Source organism: Acinetobacter sp. TY2 (assembly GCF_046269225.1).
Lineage (GTDB): Bacteria > Pseudomonadota > Gammaproteobacteria > Pseudomonadales > Moraxellaceae > Acinetobacter.
Genome location: NZ_JBJZOR010000017.1, coordinates 12466 through 37539 on the forward strand (window position 1 = coordinate 12466; position 25074 = coordinate 37539).

Here is a 25074-nt window from a genome sequence, read left to right on the forward strand (position 1 = left end):
TCATTGAAACTTTACTGATGCGTAAACTTTGCTGGACGTTTCTCCACAAATGCTTGCATACCTTCTTTTTGGTCAGAACCTGCAAAAATTGAATGGAATACACGACGTTCAAAACGCAAACCTTCAGCTAAACTGACTTCAAATGAACGATTAATCGATTCCTTAATCATCATGACCGCAGTCAATGATTTTTCAGCAACTTTTTCCGCAACCAATAGTGTTTGTTCAAGCAGTTCTTCTTTGGCAAAAATACGCGCGACTAAACCACTTTGCTCTGCTTCTTGCGCACCCATTTGCCGCGCGGTCAAACACATTTCCATGGCTTTAGCTTTACCAATCGCTTGCGTTAAACGCTGTGTACCACCCAATCCAGGTAATACGCCTAAAGTTACTTCAGGTAAGCCAAATTTTGCATTGTCTGCACAGTAAATAAAGTCACACATGAGTGCCAATTCACAACCACCGCCAAGCGCATACCCACTCACCGCGGCAATCAATGGTTTACGGCGCTGTGCAATGCGATCTGCAAGACTAAAAAAATCATCTAAATAAATTTGTGGAAAATGAAGTCCTGCCATTTCCTTAATATCCGCACCTGCGGCAAAGGCTTTTTCTGAACCTGTAATAACAATACAGCCAATGCTTGTATCACGTTCAAGCTGATCTAACGCTTGATTAACTTCTATAATCAATTGATTATTCAGTGCATTTAAAGCTTGTAGTCGGTTTAAGGTAATCAAGCCCACACCATTTTTTTGTTCAAGTATAATTGTTTGCCATTGCATAAAAATATCCTTATCTATCACTGTGTTTCTATCTATTTGAAAGCGGTTTTATTGATTTTTTATGCTGATGCCTAAGTGCTAAGCATCATATTCATTCAGTTTGCTTAATTCGCCATGCTACGTGCAATCACAAGACGCTGAATATCACTTGTACCTTCGTAAATTTGGCAAATACGGGCATCACGGTAAATACGCTCAATTGGGAAATCTTTTAAGTAGCCATAACCGCCAAAAATTTGTAGCGCTTGTGAGCAGACACGTTCCGTCATTTCAGATGAAAAAAGTTTCGCCATAGACGCTTCGGTTAAACATTGCTCACCTGCTTCTTTTTTACGTGCTGCAAAGTGGACTAACTGACGTGCCGCTTCAATTTCTGTTTTCATACTGGCTAAACGAAATGAAATTGCTTGTTGCTCAAAAATAGTTTTACCAAAAGCTGTACGTTCATGTGCATAACGAGTCGCTTCTTCTAGTGCTGCACGTGCCAGACCCACTGCTTGCGCTGCAATACCAATACGACCGCCTTCCAAATTTGCCAAGGCAATTTTTAAACCTTCGCCCTCCGCACCTAGACGCATACTTTCGTGCACACGTACATCGGTCAATGCAATTTGACAGGTATCCGAAGCATGTAAACCTAATTTTTCTTCGACACGAATTACTTCATAACCCGTTGTATTACGTGGAATTATAAAGGCACTCATACCCTTTTTTCCTGCACTTGGGTCGGTCACGGCAAAGACAATAATCATGCCTGCATTATGCCCTGAAGTAATAAACTGCTTCGCTCCATTAATAATATAGTGATCGCCATCTTTTACCGCACGAGTTTTAATCGCTGCCGCATCTGAACCCGTATGTGGCTCTGTCAATGCAAATGCACCTATCATTTCACCGCGCGCCAAAGGCATTAAATATTCTTGCTTTTGTTCTTCCGTACCAAATTTTAAAATTGGTACGCAACCCACAGAGTTGTGTACGCTCATAATGGCTGAGGTTGCACCATCCGCTGCGGCCACTTCTTCAAGTGCCAAAACATAGGCTAAAGTCCCTGTACCCGAACCGCCCCATTCCTCAGGAACAAGCATGCCTAAAAAACCTAACTCACCCATTTTTGCCAAAGCATCTTTCGGAAATATGCCTTTTTGATCCCATTCACCTGCATTTGGCTTAATTTGTTCTTGTGCAAAACTTTTTGCCATGTCCTGAATCAGTTGTTGTTCTTCCGTTAAATGCATCGCTTTCTTCCTATAAACAAACGTCTTATTTCTAACTTGCTTAACCTTAAAATTTAAATCATTAACTTTAAATAGTGATGATTTAAAAAGATTTTACAGATGAATCTTATGATGATATGGGATTGGCTGAAATATGCCTTCAGTCCAATCCATATCCTATTTTTTGAAAATAGTCAGTCCAATTAACCTGCTTGACCCAACTGTGTTTGCTGTTTGCTGATTTCTTGATTACGCAATAAAAAACGCTGAATTTTGCCACTTGGAGTTTTTGGCAACTCACTGACAAATTCAACCAAACGTGGATAAGCATGTGCCGATAAACGCTTTTTCACAAATTGACTGAGCTCATCTTCAAGTGCCTTACTTGCTGTGGCATGATTCGATAAAATCACAAAGGCTTTAATAATTTCTGTCCGCTCAGGATCAGGTACACCCACCACAGCTGCTTCAATTACAGCATCATGTTCAAGTAAGGCACTTTCTACATCAAATGGTCCTACCCGATAACCCGATGTTGTAATGACATCATCACTACGCCCAACAAAGCTCATACTGCCATCTTCATGAATTTCAGCAGTATCACCTGTTAAATAATAATGCTTTAAGAAGGGGGATTTGCGACTTTCCACATAGCCTGAAAACCACATCATTGGGGACTGGCTGATATCCACCGCTAAAATTCCTGATGTATCCGCAGGCTGTTCATTACCCTGCTCATCTAATACCGCAATCCTATAACCAGGACTTGCAAAACCTGCCGATCCAGCATGTACAGGATGTGACAATGAATGATGATTACATACCACCATTCCGACTTCAGTCTGACCATAATGGTCAAAAATTGGGGCATCTAAAACCTGTTCAAACCAGCGAATCACTTCTGGATTGAGCGGTTCACCCGCACTACTCACCACACGGAATTTACCTTTTAATGGTGCCATTTTTTCAGGTTCAGCCGCCATCATCATACGATACGCTGTTGGTGCACCTGCCAAATTGGTAATTTGATATTCCTGCACAATTTGGCAGACATTGTCGACGCTAAATCCCCCCTCATAAAACAGCGTTGCATGTCCCAATAACAATGGTCCTGTTATACCGTAATACAAACCATACGCCCAACCTGGATCGGCAATATTCCAAAATGAATCGGTTTCAGTCAGTCCAATGGCATTTTTCATATAAGTGCCAAAAGCTACCAATGCTTTTAATGGCACTTGCAACGGTTTTGCAGGACCTGTTGTACCTGAGGTAAACATCAATAAAAATGGATCAGAACTTTTCATCAGTATGGTTTCACACTCATCCGACTGTGCCTCAAGGACTTGCCAAAAACTCAAATCTTGCGGATATTCTGTTGCCATGTTTTCAACATGCACCGTTACAATAGGCGGACAATCTTGTAAATCAACCAATTTTTCCCGATTACCCAAATCGGTCACTACAAGTTTACTCCCTGCGAGTTTGAGACGATGTTCAATCGCCTTTGGACCAAAAGCAGTAAATAACGGTTGATAGACCGCACCTATACGCCATGTTGCCAAAATCGTAATCACAAGTTCAGCCGTGCGAGGTAAAAGTCCCGATACTCGATCACCAGCGTGGATGCCTTGTGATTTGAGAAAATTGGCATATTGGCTTGAATATTTTTTCAACTGTGCAAAGGTATATTGTTCCTTACGACCATCTTTGCCGTGCCAATACAATGCGACTTTGTCCGTATCTGCATAGCGATCACAGCACTCATAACAAGCATTCAGAGCATCTAATGAACCCGACAATACATTGTTTGCAACCGTATTTAAATCAAATGTCTGAACCGCATCCTGATAATTCAACATCTTAAGTACCTCAGTCTAAATATTGTTATTACTGAATTTTTGAGGTAGCAAATCCATGCTACCCTTTTTGCACATTAATTTTTTATGTATATTGTTGAATGATGCTCGAAAAATCTAATCGTGCAGCATCCCCTTCACTTTGTTTCTGATACATTTCTTGAACTTTAATGCCCAATGTAACTGGCTGATCAACATGCTTTGCTGCATCGACTGCGAGTCCTAAATCTTTCAACATCAGTTGTGAAGCAAAGCCATCCGTATAACCACGAGATGCCGGTGCATTTTCACAAATACCCGGCCAAGGGTTATAGATTTCTGAACTCCAACAACGACCTGTTGAACTGTTAATCACGCCTGCCAATGCTTTAGGATCAATACCCAACTTCACGCCTAGCGCCATACCTTCAGCCACCGCAGTCATTGAAATCCCTAAAATTAGGTTATTACAAATTTTAGCAACTTGACCTGTACCCACAGTACCGCAATGCACCAAATTTTTACCCATTAAACTGAGCACTGGCTTGGTTGCTTCAAAAGTCACTTCATCTGCACCGACCATAAAGGTCAATGTGCCGTCTTTTGCACCGAGTGTTCCACCTGAAACAGGTGCATCACATACTGCAATATTTTTTGTTTTGGCAATCTCTGCAATTTCTTGAATGGTTTGCGGGTCAATCGTGCTGCTATCAATACATAAACTGCCTGATTTCAAGACACTGAGCACACCGTGCTCACCCAAATATACTTCTCGAACATGCTTTGCAGCAGGTAACATCGTAATAACAATATCTGCCTGCGCGGCAGCCGCTGTCGGGCTCTCACAAATCACGCCGCCTGCATCGGCAAAATGTTTTAAAGCGACTTCACTTAAGTCATAACCAAAGACTTGTTGACCCGATTTCAACAAGTTTTGCGCCATTGAGCCACCCATATTGCCTAAACCAATGAATGCAATTTTCATATGAATGCTCCTTAGCGTAGACTAATTGTGGTATTAACAGCACCTGCGTCTTGTGAGTCTTCAAACCAACGGCTAGTGATGGTTTTAGTTTGGGTATAGAATTGTACCGCTTGTTTACCATATGGACCTAAGTCACCCAATTTCGAACCACGAGAACCCGTAAAGCTAAAGAATGGCACAGGGACAGGGATTGGAATATTAATGCCGACTTGACCAATATCAATATTGTGCTGGAATGTACGCGCCGTCATACCACTTTGGGTAAATAGACCGACACCATTACCAAATGGATTGGCATTGATCAGCTCAATGGCTTCTTCAAGAGTATCGACATGCATAATTGCAAGAACAGGACCAAAAACCTCTTCTTTATAAATGCGCATATTGGTTTTTACACTATTAAAAACAGTTGGTCCAACAAAATTACCCTGCTCATAATCCTTCACTTGAACATCACGACCATCAAGTAACAGTTCTGCACCTTGCTCTACACCGCTATTAATCAGATCAAGTACACGTGCTTTGGCTTTTTGTGAAATCACTGGTCCAACATCGGTATTCGGCTCATGTCCTGCATTGACTTTCAGTGTTTTTGTTTTTTCAACCAACTCATCGACCCATTGTTTAGACTCACCGACCATCACTGCAACAGAAAGCGCCATACAGCGTTGACCTGCCGCACCAAATGCTGCACCAACCAAAGCATTCAAGGTTTGCTCTTTATTGGCATCGGGCATCACCACAACATGGTTTTTTGCGCCCATCATCGACTGCACACGTTTACCATGCTGACCTGCAAGGTTATACACATGCGTACCCACCGCAGTTGAACCAACAAAAGAAATTGCTTTAATATCTGTGTGAGTACACAGCATATCAACCACTTCTTTACCACCATGTACTACATTGAGTACGCCTGCAGGAACGCCCGCTTCAAGTGCAAGTTCAACCAACATCATGGTTGAAAGCGGATCTTGTTCAGATGGTTTCAAAACAAAGGTATTGCCACACACAATTGCCATTGGGAACATCCACAATGGAATCATCGCAGGGAAGTTAAATGGGGTGATCCCTGCACATACTCCAAGCGGTTGTTGTAATGTATAAGTATCTACACCACGAGCTACACCTTCAACATATTCACCCATTTGCAGTGTACCAATTGAACATGCATGCTCAACGACTTCAAGTCCACGCTGAATATCACCTTCTGCATCTGCAAGAGTTTTACCCTGCTCAGCCGTGAGTACTTGCGCAATCGCTTTGGCATTTTGGCGAATCAAATCTTGTAGTTTCAACATGATGCGCATACGTGCTTGAATTGGTGTGTCTTTCCAACTTGCAAATGCACGTTGTGCCGATGCAATTGCAGCATTCACTTCTTCAGGTGTTGCAAATGGCACACGACCTAAAACTTCTTGCGTTGCAGGATTGATAATATCTTGCCATTGCGCGGTTTCAGATTCAACAAATTGACCATTGATGAGTAATTTTGCTGTAGTCAGTTGTGCGCTTTGCTGTGGTTGATGTATAGCGTTCATGATCGCTCCATGATCCTTGTTCTTGTTGATTTTTTTGCCCGATGGCATATCTATTTTGCGTATTTTTTACTTCATTTTTACGCTGTTTCAACAGACTAACAAAGAAAACTTTGACCCACTAGCCAAATTGTTGCACGATGAATGTGCAAATTTGCACAAACCTTTTTAGTATCTAATAGATTTGATTTAACAGGACGTTAAAGCACATATGAAAGTTGATTGGGATCATTTACGCTATTTTTTAATTCTTGCACGTGCCAAAACACTCACTAATGCGGCACGAATCATGGGCGTTGAACACAGCACTGTGGCAAGACGTATTCAAGCGCTTGAGCAATCGTTAGGTATGCAACTATTTAAACGTGAAGCGACAGGTTATGAGCTTACCATTGAGGGTTTAGCACTCATTCCTCGAGTGGAACAAATGGAGCAATCTTTTTTACAAATTGAAAAGCCCAATCCACTGCAAGGACGCGTCCGAATTGGTGCACCTGAAGGTTTTGGAACAGCATTTTTAGCTCAACTTCTGGCGGAATTTTCACAGCATTATCCCTTGCTGACCATCGACCTAATTCCTGTACCCAAAACCATTCGCTTATCGCACCGCGAAGCCGATATTGTCATTTCAATTGAACGTCCAAAATCAGGACCTTTTATTATCACGCGACTGACCAATTACAGCCTTAAACTGTACGGTAGTCAGCAGTATTTACAGCGTAACTCGCCTATTCGCCGTGTAGAAGATTTATCGGAACATCGTTTTGTCGATTATATTGATGATTTAGTCTATAGCTCTGCGCTGTATCGCTTGGAACGTCTACCTTTGCAGTTAACCGCATGTTTTCGCAGTAACAGTATTTTAGCTCAACAAATTGCTGTCAGTGCAGGTGCAGGTTTAGCTATTTTGCCGAGATTTATTGCGGTAGATCAGCCTGAATTACAAGAAGTCTTAAGTGAGGATGTCAACTTTACCCATACGTTTTGGATGCTAACCTTGGTCGATTTGCAACATGAACCTAAAATTAAATTAGTCTGGGATTTTTTACGTAAACAAGCCGATTTACAACAGGAATTATTGATGGGCTAAAGAAAGATCTATTTTTATGTATTTTTAGATACATTAAATTATTGAGGAATATATTTACGCCAATCACACTCCTGTAAATGCTGTGGTACTAAATCGGGTCTGTGAATATAAATTTTAGAACTAATATTGAGTAAGCAGGAATGTATTTTAGCTACTTCGACTAATGTAAATCAGGATCTAAAGCATCAGCATGAGTCAGATTATATTCTAGCTGCTGTACAACTCGTCCAATATCTAAAACCTGATAATGCAACTTTTCAATGTCCTGTTCATCCATAGATGCTTCTTCTGAATTCTGCTTTATGGTCAAATATTTTCAAAAATGAAGTACGATCAGTTAAAATTAATTGTGCTTCATTTATGAACTAATATTTTAACAATCAACTGTCAATTTTATCGAATTTACGATCACGTAAACTCAAATTTCCACGTAAAATATCTGACAGCATACGCCAATCTGAAATGAAGCTATAAAACGGTTGTTTAAAGCTCGCGGGCTTATTTTTTTCAAAGACAAAATGACCAACCCAAGCACAGGCATAGCCTGAAACTAAACCATAAACAAAATATTTTGCTTTACGTTGACGAATAGCTTTGCTAAAAAAATAAATTCCAAGACTACTACCTGCCGCATGCAAACGACGGCTCATAATGCTACGGTGTTCAGTCAAATAAAAACGATAAAATTCCGAATAGTTCTTAATGGGTAACTGAAATTGTGGCGCTTGCTGCAATTCGCCTTTCGGCACTACCTGTGCATTCATGTTATTTTCCTTGTAGTTTCCATCCACAATAATCCAAAATTTGCACAATGCAAAGAAGATTTATGCTTTCCTTACGATTCATAAATCCATTCACAAACATACACTCAATCAAATCTGTTCAACGTTCATGATAAAAATTGCGTTACAATAATCGATTGCAAAACTTCTCCGATTTCAAAGCTACGTTAAGTATCGGGACTTGCAAATAAAAATTCAAAAGATTGCATCAGGATTTAGACATGGTAGAAGTTGAATTAAAATTTCAGATTCCCGAAGCACGTCGCAATGCTTTACTCAAAGCATTAGACCCTAAAAAGTCAGAAATAATTCAATTACAGGCAAAATACTACGATTCTGAAGATCGTTTGCTTTCAAAGAATCATGCCGCACTGCGTCAGCGTTTAGAAGGTACTCGTTGGATTCAAACCTTGAAAGCGGCTGGAAAAAGCCATTTACACCGTTTTGAAGACAACGCTGATTTGGGCGAGCTTGAACAAGCACCCAATTTAGACCTCTCTCTTTATGAGGCCAATCCTACGGCAAAAGAGATTTTGAATCAGGTACTCGGTCAGCAAGCTGACCAATTAAAATTGCAGTTTGAAACTGATATTCAACGCACCCTTCGTGTCATTACTTTTGAAGATGCTGAAATTGAAATTAGCTTAGATATTGGCGAAGTTCGGACTGAATCTGCGACTCAAGAAATCCATGAAGTTGAATTTGAGCTTAAAAGTGGTTCGATACAATCTTTATTGGCTTTTAGTTTTGAATGGGTTAAAAAATATCAACTGTGGCTTGATGTTCGTAGTAAAGCTGAGTTTGGTGCTTTACTTGTGGCTCAAAAACACGTTAGCACTGCAACTGGGGCAAAAGAAGCTATTTTTAATAAAAAAGATTCCGCCGATCAAAATTTACGATTATTGATTGCAAATCATCTACAGCATTTATTGCCCAATATTGCGGCTATTTCTGCACAAGTTGCCGAAGATGAACATGTACAACAAGCACAATTGGCACTGCATCATTTACATTTAAGTTTATCTTTGCTCAGTGATTGGACGGATCACAAAGTCGATAAATGGGCACATCAATTATCAGCATTTGAAAGCCATTTTAAAAATTTGCAACATTTTGAGCATATGCAACGTACTTTAGGGGCTTTATTACAAAATCCTAAAACGGCAGAAAGTCTTGATAAAGATATTTTATATGCCAAAGAAAAGCTTAATAATTTGGTCAAATCGACACAAAATGTACAGCATTATCTTGAATTATTAATGTTTAGTTTAGGCATTAGTGAAAAAACTCAAACACATGATTTGAAATGGTTTGCACAAAATACACTGCAAAATCAGTATAAGCAGTTGCAAGAAAGTTTAACTCAGGCAGATTTATCAGATTTGGAAAGCTTAGAAAAATTGGCTCAACATTTAAATGAGTTAAAGTTTAGCTTTCCACTTTTAACCTCAATTTATGATGTTAAAAATTTGCAAAAATATGGCAAGTCTTTAAATGATGCTCAACAAGCCTGTGAACAATATCAAGTACTTGCCTCTTCATCATCTTATTTACAGCAAAGTGAACTTGAAGCAAGTGATTGGTTTGCACTCGGCTGGCTTACTGCAAAACAAGAAGTTTATGCTGAAAAATTGCTTGAAGCGACTGAGCAATTCTTAGTAAGTCGTAAATTCTTGAAGTAAACAATTAAGGTTGCATCAGTTTTATCCAATTGATGCAACCTTTCTTAAACCTGCAAATCAATACATCAGCGATATTTACCAAAAACTTTCCACGTTTCGTTATCTGCCAAAGGATCACTATAGCTGTCATTGCGTTGTTTTCGTGGTTTATCACGTGCATCAACCAATTCAAAATCATCTTCAACGCTCAATACAATGCCATTTACATAAAAACGAGTGCGTGTATATTCACTTTGCCCATGCTGAAATACATAGGTACGTAGATCGATAAATTCTCGATGCGCAACTAACGCAGCCGTATCATCACTGTTTAACCACTGTGACATGATGGCAATTTCACTCGGATCAAACTGCCCACATTTATCGATTAAACTTGCAATACCGCGAAAAGTTTTTGACTCTTTGGCACGAGTTTTATTGATCCGTATGCGATCGACATGAAAGAAAAATAACGGTAAATTTAAATGACTTGGCAACTGAATTGCATCCAAAACCTGATCTTCCATAAATGGTTGGAATAAGTCTTGTGCCCGTTCAATGAGCCCTGTCCATTGTCGATAATACTCATCGATCTGCCGTTTTGTACCATAATAAATGGGTAAGCCTTCAACATTGGCAAGTTCTGCAGGTGGCCAAGTATTTTGACGTAATAGAGCAATATCACTTTTTAGACTTTGCACAGCAATCACATCTTGCTGAACCGCTTTAGTTGTACTTTTTTGAATCGGATTTCTCTTTAAAACGAGCATTTCTGTTGTATCTGACATCGCGACATCCCTATTCATAACAATAATTAAATAGATACTTAGGCTATTTTAGATTAAGTCAAAGGTTTTGTTTCTGCAAGGCTTTGCTTATAATGATGCAGTTATTTATTTGTGGAAAAAAGTCATGTCTCAAAAAATCAACGCGACTGATGTTACCGATGAAGAAGCCTTAAATGCTGTATTTTTTGAGCGTGCTGACGAATTCATTAAACAAGCCAATGAATTTTGCCGTCCACCTAAAGGTCAAAAACCAAACCCTGATGAACTACGTGGTCAAGTTAGTTCAGCAATGCTATTCGGGACTGCTCGCTTTAACACTTGGGTTGCAGCCAATACCTTTAAAGATGGCGATGAAATGCGTGATGCGAAACAACAAGTGATGTCTTATATCTTGCAACAGTTTCAAATGATGCTTGAAGACAATTATGATGAATATTGTGAGCAATTTGAAAACTATTTACGCTTCCGTAAAAATGAAGATTTTCATACGCATAAACATGATCTTGACAAAGATGGACATAACCATCAACACTAATGTTTAAAGAGTCTCTATGAATAATAAAAGCCCTTCTGGGCTTTTTTTATTGCGCATTTTTTTGATAACTCCAAAATATGATGATTTTTTACACTTACCAAATCATACAATTTTGAGCATTTTTATAGATTTACCCGTATAAAAAATACGCTATATTCGAGTCATAATAATGAAATATATGGATGACTTATGCAAAATCTTGGATTTGCCCTGATTGACCCACACATTCATCAATGGGATCCATATAACACGCCACATGTAGCCTCACTTGCCGTCAAGCTATTAGGCAAACATCCGTTTTTACTCGATAAAATAGTACGCTTAGTCAAATCCAAAGACCTCATCGAAACAGTAGGTTTAACTACTCACATCACCCGTCCGTATTTGCCACAAGACTACAAACAAGATATTGGACAATATGCAGTCGAACAAGTCGTACATGTCGAAGCAAGTTGGGCTGATTCTAAAGGTAAAGGTGTAGTTGCTGAAACACAGTTTATTGAGTCACTTCCCTTTGGCACCAACACTGTTCAACTCGGTGGTATTGTTGCCACTGCCGATCCGACTGATAGCAATTTCAAAAAGATTTTAGCCTTACATCAAAAAGCATCTAGTCGATTACGTGGTATACGACGTATGGCTGCACATCATGAAGATAAAGGCATTCATGCTTGGGCGAATGATCCTCACTTATATACCAATAAGAAATTCCTAAAAGGCTTTGAACAAATTGTACGTCATCATCTAAGCTTTGATGCTTGGGTTTATTCCACCCAACTTGAAGATGTTATTGCGCTTGCGAAACGCTTTCCTGAGACGTCTATTGTTCTTGATCATTTGGGTACACCCGCAGGACTTTTTGGCAAAGTGGGACAAACTACAGGGCTGACGCAAACTGCTCGTGAAAATATTTTTTATCATTGGCAAGATGCCATCGCTGAACTTGCAACCTACCCCAATGTCTATACCAAAATGTCTGGGCTTTTTATGCCTGTACTTGGGCATCAATTTCATAAGAAAAAACAACAGGCATCTAAACAGCAAATTATTGATTTGGTTGCACCACTCATTACCCATGCGCTCGATAGCTTTGGTCGTTATCGAGTAATGTTTGCCTCAAATTTTCCAATGGATCGAGTTAGCACATCATTGGTAAATATTATTGATGCGCTCAGTGACATCGTACATGACTATGATGATGAAACTTTACAGCGTGTTTTTCATCATAATGCCAAACAATTTTATCGTTTATAAAGCATAGTTTTTAAATCATGATATAAAAAAGCCACGCTCATTTTTCAATCAGCATGGCTTTTTTCAATTAGATGCAATACAACAATTATTTCTGTACTTGACCGTATTGATCCGACATCACTTCAACTAATTGATCAGGTTTAATGTATTTTTTAATCACCGCATTCACATCGGCAACAGTTAAATTTGCCAAAATTTGATTACGCTGTTTGCTATACAACAAATCACGACCACGCTCTAATTGTGGTGCAAGCATGCCATGAATACGACGTTCATCTTCAAGCGCTGTCACTTTTTTCTTCATTATATCTGCTTTAGCTGCTTCAACTTCTTGCTCAGTCACGCCTTTGCTGATCATATCTTGTAAAACTTTATGCACAGATTTTGACACTTCTGCGGATTTACCTGCAGTGTAATTTGCACTAATGCTCAAAGCACCTGAGTCATTCCAATCGGCAAGTTGGACACTGCTACCAAAACCATAAACCAAAGCATTTTTTTCACGTAACTCTTGTCCTAAACGTGAAGAGAGTTGTGATTCACCTAAAATATAGTCAAAGACCATCATGGCTGCAGTTTCAGGACTATCTGCCCCCATTGGGAATGTTTGAATGGCTTGATAACTACCAAACTCACGTTGTTCTGCAAGTGCATGAACTTTTTGCCCTTTATATTCAAAATAATCATCCGCAATACGTTGATAATTTTGTTTACCATTCCATGTTGAAAATTCTTTTTGAATCATTTTCAACATTTTTTTAGCATCGTAATCACCCGTAATGGCCAATTGCGCATAATTCATTGCAAAAAAATCTGTGTATAGCCGTTTGACTTGAGCATTATTTGCATTTTTTAACTGCGTTTTCGCAAGTTCAGGTTCAAAATGATAACGTAAATCACCTGGTTGATATTTTTCAAGTAAACGTGCAATAGTCAATGCTGATACTGTTGCTGGTTCAGTATAAGGACGATCCAAACTCGATAAACTTTGTGATTTAATTAAATCAAATTGAGATTGTTCAAATGCAGGATTTTTCATTACAGAGAGCATGTACTTGAAATAATGTTCAAATTGATCTTTCTTTGCTGAAATCTGAATCACCATACCATTGTCTGACGCAGATGCCGAAGCAGATCCACTTACTTCAATGGTTTTATCTGTAATATCTTGTAGGCTATATTTATCTGATGCACGTAAAAGTAAATACGCAGTTAAATCAATAATTTCACTCTTATTCATCAATGACTGTGCTGTACCAAAATTGACAAACAATGTCGCATAGGTTTTATCATCTCGGGTTGTCGTTGGAAACAATGCATACTTCATGCCGTTCTTTAATGCACCACGTTGAATTTTCTTTTCAATCTCGACATATTTCACATCTGTGGTTGCTAAATACTGACTCACTTCCTGCTTATACACACTCGCATCTTTTAATGGTTCAACCGCGTCACTTTGCTGATCGAGTGTTTTTGGTTGTTCCGATGCTTTTTGTTGCTGTGCTTTTTTTTGATCTTCGGGTGTGGGTAAAACCTCACCTTCTATACGATTAGGTTTTACCAAAAAATCTTTAAGTGTCGTGTTTAAATCGGTCACTGATAATTTTTGAATCGCTTCTTGATCTCGGAAATATTGTGTCCAATCACCTTTTGAACTCACCACATAATCACTCAGCATCGAACCGACTGAAACAGCATTTGTAAATAATGTTTCCTGACCATTTTTCATCATATTTTTGACACGATTTAGCTCAGTATCAGTAAATGATTTGTTTTGCTCGACACCATCAATCAGTGATTTTTCAATTTTATTTACATCATGGTTTGGTGCATAAATTGCCCCAAGAAAAACCAAATTAAAATTATTATCAAGCCAACTTGTAGACTGTACATTTGTTGCAATGCCTGTTTCCACCATCTCAGAATACAAATGACCACTCGGCTGTAAAGTAAATAGATACGGTGCTACGGATAATGCTGGCTGAATACTGTCATTTTTACCATTTAAATAAATATTGAATCGAGCAAGATCACTGCCCTTTTTCACTTGAAATTTACGAGGTTCAATTTTGCTCGAATTGAGTAATGGAACAACCGCTTGTGCAGGCAATTTACGCGCTGCAATTGGGCTAAATTGTTGATCAATTTGCTTTAAAACCTCAGCTTTATCAAACTTACCTGAAATGACCATCACGGCGTTATTAGGTGCATACCAATTGCGATAAAAAGTTTGTAGCTCATTCATTTTAATTGATTTTAATTCACGTAAATCACCAATTGGTAAACGCCCAAGTGACTCATTACCATATGCTGCTTTCCACATTTGATCCATCAACACGGCAAACGGCTGATCCATACGCACTTCACGTTCACGCATGACAATATTGATTTCAGAAGGTACAAATTTTTCTTGTAGTACCAATTTATCCATGCGTTCAGCTTCAAGATGGATAATTTCATTTAGTGCATTTACTTCAGGTCGCACAATATTGGTATATTTGGTCGAGTAATAATCGGTACTCGCATTGGTCATTAACGTATGCTGATCAAGTCTGCGCTGAAATTCTTCACCTTTGACATTTTCTGTACCTTTAAATGCCAAATGTTCAAGTAAATGCGCTAAGCCCCCTTTACCTTTAGGATCATTCAATGCACCAGTGAAATAAATCGTATTCACTAAGACTTTATTTTCTTTATCATTTGGTGCAAGTAGTACACGAAAACCATTATCGAGTTTATATTCTTCAATTTGATGTTCTGATTTTACAAGTACCGTTTGAGCGAATGTCGATGTACCAAAACCCAATACACATAAAGATAACGTCAGTTGTTTCAACTGCATAAGCATAAATTAATCCAGCTTTTTAAAGTTCTAAAGGTTATATGCCCTATATCTTAAAAAAAGCTGAATCAAATTTATAGTTGACTTTTGAAAACAAAGTGCTTTATTTATATACAATCAATGATTATCCCCATCATACAAACTGGGTCTGCCCCTTAAATTTTAATCAACAAAAATATCAGCTTGCATATAAAGTTTCGCATAACCTGAAATTTCGATTCGATTTTCAGGTAAAAGTGAGCAATACAGTGCCCCGCCTCGTAGCGATGCCTGATACCCAATCAGTTGAGTTTTCCCTAACTTTTCCGCCCACAATGGCGCAAGTCCTGTATGCATCGAACCTGTGACAGGATCCTCATCAATACCTTTTTGTGGTGCAAAATAGCGAGCAACATAATCATACTCATGATGTTGCGATGAATTTGCCTGTGCCGTAATGGTCAAATCCAAATCATCATAATTTGCGGTAATAGCGGTACTAATATGGTGCTCTAAGGCAAGTTGACGAATGATTGTTAAATTTGGCGTTGCCTCAATCACATCTTGTGCAGATTCACACACCAAAATAAACGCCTGAGCATTGATATAAACCTCTTTAAAAGGTCGATCAATCACTTGATTTAATAATGCAGGATAATTGACTAATTTCTCAGGCTTACGCACAGGAAAATTCATTTCAATTTTTCCATCTTCTGCCTGACGAATAATAAAAATACCTAAATTTTTCACATGAAAATGAATGGTCTTTGCTTGGGTAAAATCCTTAAACAAAACAAAAGCCGATGCCAAAGTAGCATGACCACAAAAATCTACTTCAACAGTGGGCGTAAACCAACGGATTTCATAACTGTCCACATTTTCTTGGGTAGATGCTATTTTTTTCACAAATGCCGTTTCAGCTAAATTATTTTCTAAGGCAATATTTTGCATTTTGGCATCATCTAACCACTGATCAAGCACTAAAACCGCAGCAGGATTACCTTTAAATAATTCGCGACTAAACGCATCGACCTGATACATTTTCATAATATCTCTCCTTTGATTGTATTTTAAATCACTGCTATTTTGAGTACAGATACAATTTCAATTTAAAAATGGTTACAGCAAAAAAAAGCGCATTCACATTGAATGCGCTTTTTGATCAATCACAATATTGCCTAAAGCAACATACAAATTAACGATGATTCAATTCTAGATCATCATCACTGAGTAAAATGCTTTTATCAGTTTGTCCCAGCACTTGACTCGTCACCATACCAGCAGTCATTGAGCCATCGACATTCAGTGCAGTACGCCCCATATCAATCAATGGTTCAATTGAAATGAGTAATGCCACCAAAGTCACAGGCAAGCCCATAATCGGCAGAACAATGAGTGCTGCAAAGGTTGCACCTCCACCCACACCAGCAACGCCAATTGAACTCAGTGTCACAACACACACCAAAGTCAAAATCCAGAGTGGATCAAGTACATTAATACCAACAGTTGGTGCAACCATCACTGCCAACATGGCAGGATATAAACCTGCACAACCATTTTGACCAATAGTCGTACCAAATGATGCAGCAAAACTCGCTACAGATTCAGGAATACCTAAACGTTTGGTTTGTGCCTCAATACTCAGTGGAATACTTGCAGCACTTGAACGACTGGTAAATGCAAAGGTTAGTACAGGCAAAACCTTCTTAAAGAAGCGTAATGGATTGACGCCACTTAACAATAAAACAAGAGCATGTACCGCAAACATAATGGCTAGACCCAAATATGAGGCAACTAAAAAACCACCAAGTTTAGCAATATCCGCAGCATTAGAACTTGCAACGACTTTGGTAATTAATGCAAAAACACCATATGGTGTCAAAGTCATGACCAAACGAACCAACTTCATAATCCATGCTTGTAAAGTTTCCACAGCACTGACAATACGGTGCCCCTTCGTCGAATCATCGCGAATGAGTTGAATGCCTGCGATTCCTAAGAAAGTCGCAAAAATCACCACGCTAATAATGGATGTTGGATTTGCACCTGTCAGCTCTGCAAATGGATTGTTTGGAATAAATGATAAAATCATATCGGGTACATTAATATCTGTAACTTTGCCAACATAATCTGCATTAATTTTATCCAAACGGGCATTTTCCTGTTCACCTTGTACGAGTCCTGTCGCAGTTAATCCAAAAAGCTGCGTAACCATAACACCGACAAAAGCAGCAATTGCTGTTGTACCTAATAAAGTTCCGATACTAATCGCACTAATTTTGCCAAGAGATGAGGCATCATGTAATTTAATTACCGCACTCAAAATGGAAATGAAAACTAATGGCATCACCACCATTTGTAATAACTTGACATAACCATTACCAACTACGTTAAACCATTGAATGGATTCCTTTAAAATTTCAGAACCTGCACCATAAACTGCATGTAAACCCAAACCAAAAACAACGCCCACGGCTAAACCTGCCAAGACTTTTTTTGCTAAACTCCAATTTGTACGACGAGTTTGCAACAGCAAAATAATCAAGCCTACAAATACAGCGATATTGATGATCAAAGGATAATTCATTCTTATTCCAAGTATTTCTATCTGTCTATTATAAGCCAAATTGAATGATCACCGTAAAATTCGGTTTTTAGCTGATTTTATTCTCTACACATCTTCTCTTTATAATAAGCAATAAAACAACGTTATAGCGACTAAATCAGAAAAACTGCAATGCTTTTCTTAATTTTTTATAAACAATCTATATTTGTCTCCTTAATTAATTACTTACATTAGATGCTACTAAAATCATCCATTGATTTATTTAATAGCTTTATTAAGCATGCTTTTGGATAAAGATCCACCAAAGTCGTATTGTGAGCAACGGCTCAGTTATTTAACGTTCAATAAAATTTGTCTTTAAGCCACGAGTGAACAGGATGTTCCCCAACAAAATAAAACTCAGCCTTTTCCTGTGTCTAAGCATGTGTTTGGGCATTGGCATTTTACGTTTTTCCTATACCGCACTGTTACCTGTCACTCGTGAGGCTTATGATTGGACAACTAATTTTGCAAGTTTACTCGGTAGTGCGAACTTATTGGGCTATTTGATTGGTGCATTTTGGGCTTTAAAACTACCACAAAATCAAAAATTACCTTTCTATATTCAAATGGCAGCAATTACAGGCTCACTCAGTTTATTGGCATGTGCATTTTCTAATTTTTCTGCAAGTTGGTATATCGGTTGGCGTATTCTTTCGGGCATAAGTGGTGGATTATTAATGATTTTATCACCAAGTGTAATTGCACAATGTTGCCAACCCGAAGATCGCTTAAGCATTAATTTCATTGGCTTTAGTGGAATTGGTTTAGGCGTTTTGATGGCAACGCTGTTTTTGCCGTGGCTTGATCAGATTGCAACCCAAATAGCTTGGTTATTATTATTTTCTTGCTCAGCGCTCATTTGTATGGTTCTGATTTTTTTATTGTATCAATTCAAACCGTATTTAACTGATCAATCTACACAGACAACGACAATACCTGTATTTAATGGTTTGTTTTTGGCATTATTAATGGTGTATGCAAGCAGTGCCTTTGCTTACGTACCGCACTCGTTGTTTTGGATTGATTATCTGAGTAATACACTAAACCTCAATTTGTATTGGATCAATTTCAATTGGATTTTATATGGCATTGGTAGTGCTTTAGGTGCATTTGTGGCATTTGTGGCATTTTTATTGGCACGAAAATTTGGCAATTTCACCGCTTTAAAAATTCTTTATAGTATTTATGTACTTGCAATTTTAATTGCTGTGCTAAATGTTTATCCTATTTTTACCTTTGTATCTTCTTTTCTAACTGGAATGCTTAATCCTGCGGTGGTCTTTCTCACCTCTTATACTATTTTGCAATTATTTAATCAGCAATATAAAAAACTTTGGAGTATTGCTACCTTAGTCTTTGCCACAACACAACTCATTGGTGGTTTAACTTTCAGTACATTACAAAAATTTGGTGCAAGTTATCACCACCAATTTATGTTGGCATCCTTTATCTTACTCATTGGCACACTGATTTTAATGGGCTATTTGTATCGTCACCCAACAGTCCAAATAAAAACCAAAGATAAAAAATTCAAACATTCAATCAAGAATTTATGAGCAGAGGTTAGAGGTTATAGCGGATACTTTTAATAAAACTTTTCAGAAAAATAAAAAAACCTCAATCGATGGCTTTCTCAAACAACGTTCGTTCCACAACTCGTCTATTCACATGCCCTTGCATCGCCTTGCCACCACTCTTATTCCAAACATTGAACTGAGTAGCGACACTCGTATAATCTGCTTCATTCAACTTTTTAAGTCATGTAGATTTTTCAAAAACACCTGTACCAATGCGGTGGGCAACCGATACTAATGCATCGAACGGATTATGATTGATCGAAACAGTTAAAGCACTATTCACAGCAGATGCAATGTCTTTAAATCATACGTCATATTCGCTTTGGCTTGTGCTTAAATGCCATTGGGATAAATTGTGGTACCAAAACCAATCATCTATATACCACCTAAAATTCCACACCAAGGTCAATCAAGCTCCCACTTCAGCATGGCAATTGCGCCTTGAGCTCTGTAATTTTCTGCTCAAGCGTTTCAACTTTTACTCGTTGCTGATCAAATGCTTGATGGTATCCTTTATTAATTGCATTTGTTTGCACCAACTGCTCAGATACTTTCTGTAGTCGATCCGATACTTCGTTTAATCTTTTCCACAGTGATAAACTTGGTTCATTCACATACGCCCCATTATTTTTGACAATAAAAAAGCACCCTTCTGGGTGCTTTTAGATTTACTTTTCAATTTGGCATATGTTGAATAACATCTGTAATACATACCGCCAAACCGATGAAACTGAGTAATGTTAACAAATAGATAAATACATATGATTCTGATAACTTGTATTTAAAAATCATAAAACCTTAAATGGCTAAACTTTAAGTATAGTAATAATCATTATCAATTAAAAACACAATACTATTGATCTACTTTCTAGTCATTTTTTCATATAGCTTTATCTGAAATGAAGAAATGTATTTGAGTAATTTTTTCAAGACATTAAATTTGAAGATAAAACAAGTAAATAGCAATATAATTAAATTCTCAATGATGCCAAGAATGAAATTAGTCGCAATGTGATCAGGATTATGAAGTATACCTCCAATAGTTAGAAAGCTTTCAATCACTCATTCTTTGAAATCCACGGCAGATTCTAAGCAGATGGTTTCTTCTTCCTCTGCTCAATCAATTAGATCCATTGGTGGAAATGATCTGATCTTTTCACCTTTTAATCTATTAACTGCATTTTAATCCAATTAATCGTAAAACCTGATTAAATTTGATGAGGCTCAAGATGTACAGTTGATCCCCTTTCTTCGGACAAATCATATTTATACAATGCAATTGCTATCTTTTTGCCACCATGCCCCACTGACCATGAGCTGCCAGCAATTTCTAGCTGATTCAAATTGAAATTTTCTGCGATAACCAATGTTGTTTTCTTCTAACTCTTGAAATAAGGATTTTTCAGCTTCAAAATATTTTTCTTCTTTAGCAAATTGCTTAGTTCTTAGTTTGGTTTTAAGTGGGCGTTTCTTGGTTTTCCAAAAATAGCTGTCTTCATCCATAAAGTACGCCCATTAAAAAACCACCCGAAGGTGGTTTAAACATCTAATGAAGCTACTTGCTCTGAAAGTCGTGAAGCTGCTTCTCTGCATCCGTAATAATTAACCGAATCTCAGCTTCTCTTTTCTTCTTACTATCCTGATGTGCAATTACACCTAAGAAATAAATAACTACAGTCAAGCCTACAAGTATTGAAAAAATATAAGTTTTAATTTTCACCACCGTTTTATTGTAGTTTATTAACAACCTATTTTATTAATTTTTTTATATATAACAATAGTATTTTTTTACTATTTGATAAATTTTATATTTTCAACAACAAATAGAGTCTCGCATAATTTCAATAAACGCCATGCATAAAAAAGACACCTAGGCACCTTTCATCATTTGCCTTTGTCGCCTAACTAAACCAAGTGCTTCTTTACGCTCATAGATTTCATCATCGGAATAAGGGAGTAGTACTTTTAAATCCTTATTAGTCAATGAGCTGTTTTCAATTAATATACAGTCTTGCTCAGTAGTCCAACAAGACTTTGGAGATTCAGATATCTTACGTTGTCTTTTCATAACTTTATTTTAGTCAAAATTCAGGCATAAAAAAACCCTAATAAGCACGAAGCTAGTTAGGGTATTAAACTTTAATTTCTTTTCGTTGGTAGCGGGAGCTGGATTTGAACCAACGACCTTCGGGTTATGAGCCCGACGAGCTACCAGACTGCTCCATCCCGCATCAACGAAGTGTCTTTATACGCCTAAAATACAAGTAATACAATCATTATTAAATTTATCTAATACATAGCCAAATATAAAAACTCACATATATTGGGTTTTTATATTACTTAATGTTCAATAATTTTAAATATTTTTCCAGTATTTACACTTTGAAAAAACATTTCAAAGCTAGGACGAATCAGTTCATTGTCTACAATAATATATTTAATTCGTTCATAGGTTTTAACTGCACTTGATACAACTTCATCTAAGGTCGCTTCAATGGCGTAATTCGCACCAAATTGATCTTGTACATTAATATTAAGTTTATTCATAAAAATACCTCAAAAAGTCAAATAACAAACAGTCTAAGACTGCAAAAGTGGCATTCAATATTTATTAAATTTAGTGGTTATATATTGAACGCTCAACAATATACGTTAAAAAACACCTTCTAGGGGATTTTTTGCATGTCATACACATCTCTAAAATTCAGGTATTAAAAAAGCCCCACATTTCTGTGAGGCTTCCCCCCTTATTCAATTGCGCTGATTAAGGATTATTTTTTGCTATTTATTCTAAATAATCATTGAAGTTTTACTAAACAATTTAGCTCAAGTCAAACTTATTTACTAAAAGCCATCTTTTCGATGAGCAAAAAACACCCACCTTCAACTCTTGCCTGAAATTCGTTCTCGCCATGCTATCGCACCAAAATATTTCGAGAATGAATAAACCAAAATCGTATTATTTGGCAAATTGCAAAAAGAGTTCTAAAAATTTTCTGCAAAAGTACCATAAACATCGTCAGTCAAAATAAATAGATTAGGACGTTTTTTCACAATATTGGCAATAATTTCTAAACTTTAAAACCGCATATTTAAATGCAGGTGGTAAGGCATCTGAGCTTGAAAATGAAAATGGAGATTATGTGTCATCAACAGCTCAAATGGATTTATCTGAAGATTTAATACTAAGCTTGAAAGAAGTGTCATGATGGAAATTGATCACAGAATTCGAGCAAAAGAATTTATGAGACTGCTCGCAATTGGTAATGATAAATTTTACGACTTTGTAAAATCTGGTGCTATACAGCAACCAGTTCGGCAAACTGAAAAAGATGTGTTTTGGTACTCATCTTATGTTCGGAATAAAGTTGAAGAGCGTAAAGCTTAATATGGTATAGTAGCCCACATTCTAGTGGGCATTTTATTTTACTCAGCTACCTATTCTCCCTAAAACGGGTAATTAAACGGGTAACCCACGCAATCCACAATATTCTATCTATATATATCAATTGGTTACTATGAAAATTGTAATTCTAAATAAGCCTTATGACGTGCTCTCCCAATTCCGTAAAGATGAAGCACACATGACCATGTCTGACTTTGTCAGCGATCCAGATTTACGTCTTGCTGGTCGTTTAGATATGGACTCAGAAGGTCTCGTTTTCTTAACCGATCACGGTGGGCTAAATCAGTACATTACCAATCCTGCCAATAAAAAGTTCAAAACTTATGTTGTGCAAGTTGAAGGTGATGTAACTGAAGAAGCACTTGAACAATTACGTAAAGGTGTTGAGCTAAAAGATGGCATGACTTTGCCTGCAAAAGCTGAAAAAATTGAACAACCTGAATGGTTGTGGGATCGTGATCCTCCAGTACGTTTCCGTGCCAATGTGCCAACTTCTTGGGTTGAAATTCAGATTTGTGAAGGTCGTAACCGCCAAGTACGTCGCATGACTTCATCTGTGGGCTTCCCGACTTTACGTTTGATTCGTACACGTATTGGTGCAATTGATCTTGTACAAATGGGTTTAAAACCAGGTGAAATCAAAGAAATCGAACCACTACTGTATCCTGACTTCCAGAATCTTCCTCCTGAAGAACCGTATCGTTCTCGTTCTTATGTAAAAAAACCAGGAGGTACAGGTGGTAAACCAATGGTTCGTAAAAATAAAGATGGTTCTGTAAAGAAAACATCGGGTACGAAGCGTATTTGGCAAATGGATGATAGCGAAAAGCCAAAACGTAAAACCAATGGTACAACGCGTCCAAACTCGAAAGCGCCTCGTGGTCGTGGACGCAACGGTCGTTAATCTTTCCTGATTATTAAAGTTAAATATAAAAAGTTCACTTCGGTGAGCTTTTTTTAGCTCAATTTTTAAAGTGTTCTGAATAACAATAACTCAAAATAAAATCATCATTGGAAAAGGCATCATCAAATTGCTTTAAGCCTAGATTAAGCACTGTTTAATTTTTGATTAATTAGCCATTAATCTAACAAGGTTATGCTTACTTTATACAAAATTCAACGAAGTAAGGATGCGACCGTGACGATCAATACTACGCTACAACATCTACCCAATATATTAGTGATCCATGATGGTCGTAAAGGTCACTTGAATCCATCACTCGCTATTGCTGAAATGATTTCAGAACAGCATCCTTTTAATACAATATCATTTCAACTACCAATTCAATTGAATAAAAAATTGGTCAGCATATTAAAAAAGCTTTCTCACTTTCCCCAGATATTTCAAATCATTGGACAAATTTTCTTCAAATTTCAACCACAAGGCATTGAAAATACAAAACTCATTGTGTGTTCAGGGATGCCCAATCTGATTTATGCAGCCTATTTATCACGTAAATACCATATTCCCCTGCTGTACTCTGGCGGAACACGGAAATTCAATACCGCTTTAATAAATTGGATTGTTGCCTCTGTTCCTGAGAAAAATGCCTGTACACAAATTATTGTTCCTGTTGGTCCAACGCTTGCTCAATTTGCCACTATTCGAAATACACTCCCCTTACAAGAAGCAAGTTTATTACTGGGTGGAGCAACCGAAGAATATCCTTTTAATCAACAACACATCAGCACAATAATTGAAAATTTCACTCAGTTTTGTCAGCAACATCATTTACAAGGCAATATTATAACTTCTAGACGAACAGCACCTTTTTCTGAAAATATGCTGCAATGGATGACACAACAGCAGTTACGTTTAATCACACCTATACAAAATATTGCAGTTTGCGATATTTTACAGCGTAGCCAATATGCTTTTGTCACTTCAGATAGCGACACTATGTTGTCCGAAGCGTTACACACTGGGCGTACAGTCATTTCTGTTGGTTTAAACTATACAACAGCAAGCTTTTTTGATCCCTTAATAGCACAACACTATTTACAACGTAAAACCTGTGAGGATTTACACACTGCAATTGAATTGCCAAGTCCACTGATGCGAAATGCAATTGCTCAACCTATTCTAAATGCACTCAATCCAATACTCAAAAATAGCGTATTGCAAAACACAACTCACTCACTACATTCCATTCAACATTTTGCTTAAACTTAGAACTCTCTTAAACTCA

21 protein-coding genes, 1 tRNA gene and 3 pseudogenes are annotated in these 25074 nt (G+C 37.6%); 8 read left to right on the top strand and 17 right to left on the bottom strand.

Features of this window, described 5'->3' with window-relative positions:
- Positions 1–11 precede the first annotated feature (11 nt).
- The 5 genes from ACK1JC_RS11525 to ACK1JC_RS11545 form a co-directional block, all read right to left on the bottom strand.
- Positions 12–785 (bottom strand): enoyl-CoA hydratase, encoded by a 774-nt coding sequence (locus ACK1JC_RS11525; protein WP_409512019.1) that lies wholly within the window; start codon positions 783–785, stop codon positions 12–14.
- Between the two features lie 104 nt (positions 786–889).
- Positions 890–2023: an acyl-CoA dehydrogenase family protein gene (locus ACK1JC_RS11530; RefSeq protein ID WP_409512020.1), complete on the bottom strand. Its 1134-nt coding sequence runs from the start codon at positions 2021–2023 to the stop codon at positions 890–892.
- Between the two features lie 182 nt (positions 2024–2205).
- A complete protein-coding gene (locus ACK1JC_RS11535; protein WP_409512021.1) occupies positions 2206–3864 on the bottom strand; it encodes an AMP-binding protein in 1659 nt (552 codons plus the stop codon).
- 82 nt (positions 3865–3946) lie between these two features.
- Positions 3947–4825: a 3-hydroxyisobutyrate dehydrogenase gene (gene mmsB / locus ACK1JC_RS11540; protein WP_409512022.1), complete on the bottom strand. Its 879-nt coding sequence runs from the start codon at positions 4823–4825 to the stop codon at positions 3947–3949.
- An 11-nt stretch (positions 4826–4836) separates the two neighbouring features.
- Positions 4837–6366: a CoA-acylating methylmalonate-semialdehyde dehydrogenase gene (locus ACK1JC_RS11545; RefSeq protein ID WP_409512023.1), complete on the bottom strand. Its 1530-nt coding sequence runs from the start codon at positions 6364–6366 to the stop codon at positions 4837–4839.
- A gap of 208 nt (positions 6367–6574) precedes the next feature.
- On the opposite strand from ACK1JC_RS11545, the gene ACK1JC_RS11550 reads away from it, so the two are divergent.
- Positions 6575–7453: a LysR family transcriptional regulator gene (locus tag ACK1JC_RS11550; protein WP_409512024.1), complete on the top strand. Its 879-nt coding sequence runs from the start codon at positions 6575–6577 to the stop codon at positions 7451–7453.
- Positions 7454–7613: 160 nt separating this feature from the next.
- Here ACK1JC_RS11550 and ACK1JC_RS11555 read toward each other — a convergent pair whose 3' ends face one another.
- Positions 7614–7763 (bottom strand): hypothetical protein, encoded by a 150-nt coding sequence (locus tag ACK1JC_RS11555; protein WP_409512025.1) that lies wholly within the window; start codon positions 7761–7763, stop codon positions 7614–7616.
- 70 nt (positions 7764–7833) lie between these two features.
- The gene (locus ACK1JC_RS11560) at positions 7834–8217 is read right to left on the bottom strand and encodes an Mpo1-like protein (protein WP_409512026.1); all 384 of its coding nucleotides are present in this window, start codon (positions 8215–8217) and stop codon (positions 7834–7836) included.
- Between the two features lie 239 nt (positions 8218–8456).
- Here ACK1JC_RS11560 and ACK1JC_RS11565 point away from each other — a divergent pair, with 239 nt between their 5' ends.
- Positions 8457–9917 (top strand): inorganic triphosphatase, encoded by a 1461-nt coding sequence (locus ACK1JC_RS11565; RefSeq protein WP_409512027.1) that lies wholly within the window; start codon positions 8457–8459, stop codon positions 9915–9917.
- 65 nt (positions 9918–9982) lie between these two features.
- Here ACK1JC_RS11565 and ACK1JC_RS11570 read toward each other — a convergent pair whose 3' ends face one another.
- Entirely contained in the window at positions 9983–10666 is a 684-nt protein-coding gene (locus ACK1JC_RS11570) for a hypothetical protein (protein WP_409512062.1), read from the bottom strand.
- Between the two features lie 142 nt (positions 10667–10808).
- Between ACK1JC_RS11570 and ACK1JC_RS11575 the strand changes: the two genes are divergently transcribed.
- Together ACK1JC_RS11575 and ACK1JC_RS11580 are read left to right on the top strand one after the other, a co-directional pair.
- Positions 10809–11219, top strand: coding sequence for a DUF3144 domain-containing protein (locus tag ACK1JC_RS11575; protein ID WP_409512028.1), 411 nt, complete (start codon positions 10809–10811; stop codon positions 11217–11219).
- 189 nt (positions 11220–11408) lie between these two features.
- Complete coding sequence (locus tag ACK1JC_RS11580) at positions 11409–12473, top strand: amidohydrolase family protein (protein WP_409512029.1); 1065 nt, start codon at positions 11409–11411, stop codon at positions 12471–12473.
- A gap of 85 nt (positions 12474–12558) precedes the next feature.
- Here the strand turns inward: ACK1JC_RS11580 and ACK1JC_RS11585 are convergent, their stop codons facing one another.
- The 3 genes from ACK1JC_RS11585 to ACK1JC_RS11595 all read right to left on the bottom strand — a co-directional run bounded on the left by ACK1JC_RS11585 (position 12559) and on the right by ACK1JC_RS11595 (position 17881).
- Positions 12559–15321: a M16 family metallopeptidase gene (locus ACK1JC_RS11585; protein ID WP_409512030.1), complete on the bottom strand. Its 2763-nt coding sequence runs from the start codon at positions 15319–15321 to the stop codon at positions 12559–12561.
- 156 nt (positions 15322–15477) lie between these two features.
- Entirely contained in the window at positions 15478–16341 is an 864-nt protein-coding gene (locus ACK1JC_RS11590) for a PhzF family phenazine biosynthesis protein (protein WP_409512031.1), read from the bottom strand.
- 148 nt (positions 16342–16489) lie between these two features.
- A complete protein-coding gene (locus tag ACK1JC_RS11595; RefSeq protein ID WP_409512032.1) occupies positions 16490–17881 on the bottom strand; it encodes an L-cystine transporter in 1392 nt (463 codons plus the stop codon).
- 356 nt (positions 17882–18237) lie between these two features.
- Between ACK1JC_RS11595 and ACK1JC_RS11600 the strand changes: the two genes are divergently transcribed.
- On the top strand, positions 18238–19458 hold the full coding sequence (locus ACK1JC_RS11600) for a YbfB/YjiJ family MFS transporter (protein ID WP_409512033.1): 1221 nt from the start codon (positions 18238–18240) through the stop codon (positions 19456–19458).
- Between the two features lie 61 nt (positions 19459–19519).
- Here ACK1JC_RS11600 and ACK1JC_RS11605 read toward each other — a convergent pair.
- The 6 genes and pseudogenes from ACK1JC_RS11605 to ACK1JC_RS11630 all read right to left on the bottom strand — a co-directional run.
- Positions 19520–19774 (bottom strand): annotated as a pseudogene (locus ACK1JC_RS11605) (lysozyme).
- A gap of 127 nt (positions 19775–19901) precedes the next feature.
- On the bottom strand, positions 19902–20093 hold the full coding sequence (locus ACK1JC_RS11610; RefSeq protein WP_409512034.1) for a hypothetical protein: 192 nt from the start codon (positions 20091–20093) through the stop codon (positions 19902–19904).
- A 594-nt stretch (positions 20094–20687) separates the two neighbouring features.
- A pseudogene (locus ACK1JC_RS11615) lies at positions 20688–20982 on the bottom strand (hypothetical protein).
- A gap of 651 nt (positions 20983–21633) precedes the next feature.
- A tRNA-Met gene (locus tag ACK1JC_RS11620) sits at positions 21634–21710 on the bottom strand.
- Positions 21711–21819: 109 nt separating this feature from the next.
- Positions 21820–22026, bottom strand: a complete 207-nt coding sequence (locus tag ACK1JC_RS11625; RefSeq protein WP_409512035.1) for a hypothetical protein — start codon at positions 22024–22026, stop codon at positions 21820–21822.
- 360 nt (positions 22027–22386) lie between these two features.
- A pseudogene (locus ACK1JC_RS11630) lies at positions 22387–22554 on the bottom strand (aminotransferase class I/II-fold pyridoxal phosphate-dependent enzyme); the annotation flags it as partial.
- 169 nt (positions 22555–22723) lie between these two features.
- Here ACK1JC_RS11630 and ACK1JC_RS11635 point away from each other — a divergent pair.
- From ACK1JC_RS11635 to ACK1JC_RS11645, 3 genes are all read left to right on the top strand, one after another.
- The gene (locus ACK1JC_RS11635) at positions 22724–22867 is read left to right on the top strand and encodes a transcriptional regulator (protein ID WP_409512036.1); all 144 of its coding nucleotides are present in this window, start codon (positions 22724–22726) and stop codon (positions 22865–22867) included.
- A 130-nt stretch (positions 22868–22997) separates the two neighbouring features.
- The gene (locus tag ACK1JC_RS11640; protein WP_409512037.1) at positions 22998–23789 is read left to right on the top strand and encodes a pseudouridine synthase; all 792 of its coding nucleotides are present in this window, start codon (positions 22998–23000) and stop codon (positions 23787–23789) included.
- A 234-nt stretch (positions 23790–24023) separates the two neighbouring features.
- The gene (locus ACK1JC_RS11645; protein ID WP_409512038.1) at positions 24024–25052 is read left to right on the top strand and encodes an ELM1/GtrOC1 family putative glycosyltransferase; all 1029 of its coding nucleotides are present in this window, start codon (positions 24024–24026) and stop codon (positions 25050–25052) included.
- Positions 25053–25074 lie beyond the last annotated feature (22 nt).

What these genes read in the sequence shown, in the direction of transcription:
- ACK1JC_RS11525 (WP_409512019.1), bottom strand. Translation starts at nt 785, where the DNA reads ATGCAATGGCAAACAATTATACTTGAACAAAAAAATGGTGTGGGCTTG.
- ACK1JC_RS11530 (WP_409512020.1), bottom strand. Translation starts at nt 2,023, where the DNA reads ATGCATTTAACGGAAGAACAACAACTGATTCAGGACATGGCAAAAAGT.
- ACK1JC_RS11535 (WP_409512021.1), bottom strand. Translation starts at nt 3,864, where the DNA reads ATGTTGAATTATCAGGATGCGGTTCAGACATTTGATTTAAATACGGTT.
- mmsB (WP_409512022.1), bottom strand. Translation starts at nt 4,825, where the DNA reads ATGAAAATTGCATTCATTGGTTTAGGCAATATGGGTGGCTCAATGGCG.
- ACK1JC_RS11545 (WP_409512023.1), bottom strand. Translation starts at nt 6,366, where the DNA reads ATGAACGCTATACATCAACCACAGCAAAGCGCACAACTGACTACAGCA.
- ACK1JC_RS11550 (WP_409512024.1), top strand. Translation starts at nt 6,575, where the DNA reads ATGAAAGTTGATTGGGATCATTTACGCTATTTTTTAATTCTTGCACGT.
- ACK1JC_RS11560 (WP_409512026.1), bottom strand. Translation starts at nt 8,217, where the DNA reads ATGAATGCACAGGTAGTGCCGAAAGGCGAATTGCAGCAAGCGCCACAA.
- ACK1JC_RS11565 (WP_409512027.1), top strand. Translation starts at nt 8,457, where the DNA reads ATGGTAGAAGTTGAATTAAAATTTCAGATTCCCGAAGCACGTCGCAAT.
- ACK1JC_RS11570 (WP_409512062.1), bottom strand. Translation starts at nt 10,666, where the DNA reads ATGCTCGTTTTAAAGAGAAATCCGATTCAAAAAAGTACAACTAAAGCG.
- ACK1JC_RS11575 (WP_409512028.1), top strand. Translation starts at nt 10,809, where the DNA reads ATGTCTCAAAAAATCAACGCGACTGATGTTACCGATGAAGAAGCCTTA.
- ACK1JC_RS11580 (WP_409512029.1), top strand. Translation starts at nt 11,409, where the DNA reads ATGCAAAATCTTGGATTTGCCCTGATTGACCCACACATTCATCAATGG.
- ACK1JC_RS11585 (WP_409512030.1), bottom strand. Translation starts at nt 15,321, where the DNA reads ATGCTTATGCAGTTGAAACAACTGACGTTATCTTTATGTGTATTGGGT.
- ACK1JC_RS11590 (WP_409512031.1), bottom strand. Translation starts at nt 16,341, where the DNA reads ATGAAAATGTATCAGGTCGATGCGTTTAGTCGCGAATTATTTAAAGGT.
- ACK1JC_RS11595 (WP_409512032.1), bottom strand. Translation starts at nt 17,881, where the DNA reads ATGAATTATCCTTTGATCATCAATATCGCTGTATTTGTAGGCTTGATT.
- ACK1JC_RS11600 (WP_409512033.1), top strand. Translation starts at nt 18,238, where the DNA reads ATGTTCCCCAACAAAATAAAACTCAGCCTTTTCCTGTGTCTAAGCATG.
- ACK1JC_RS11625 (WP_409512035.1), bottom strand. Translation starts at nt 22,026, where the DNA reads ATGAATAAACTTAATATTAATGTACAAGATCAATTTGGTGCGAATTAC.
- ACK1JC_RS11635 (WP_409512036.1), top strand. Translation starts at nt 22,724, where the DNA reads ATGAGACTGCTCGCAATTGGTAATGATAAATTTTACGACTTTGTAAAA.
- ACK1JC_RS11640 (WP_409512037.1), top strand. Translation starts at nt 22,998, where the DNA reads ATGAAAATTGTAATTCTAAATAAGCCTTATGACGTGCTCTCCCAATTC.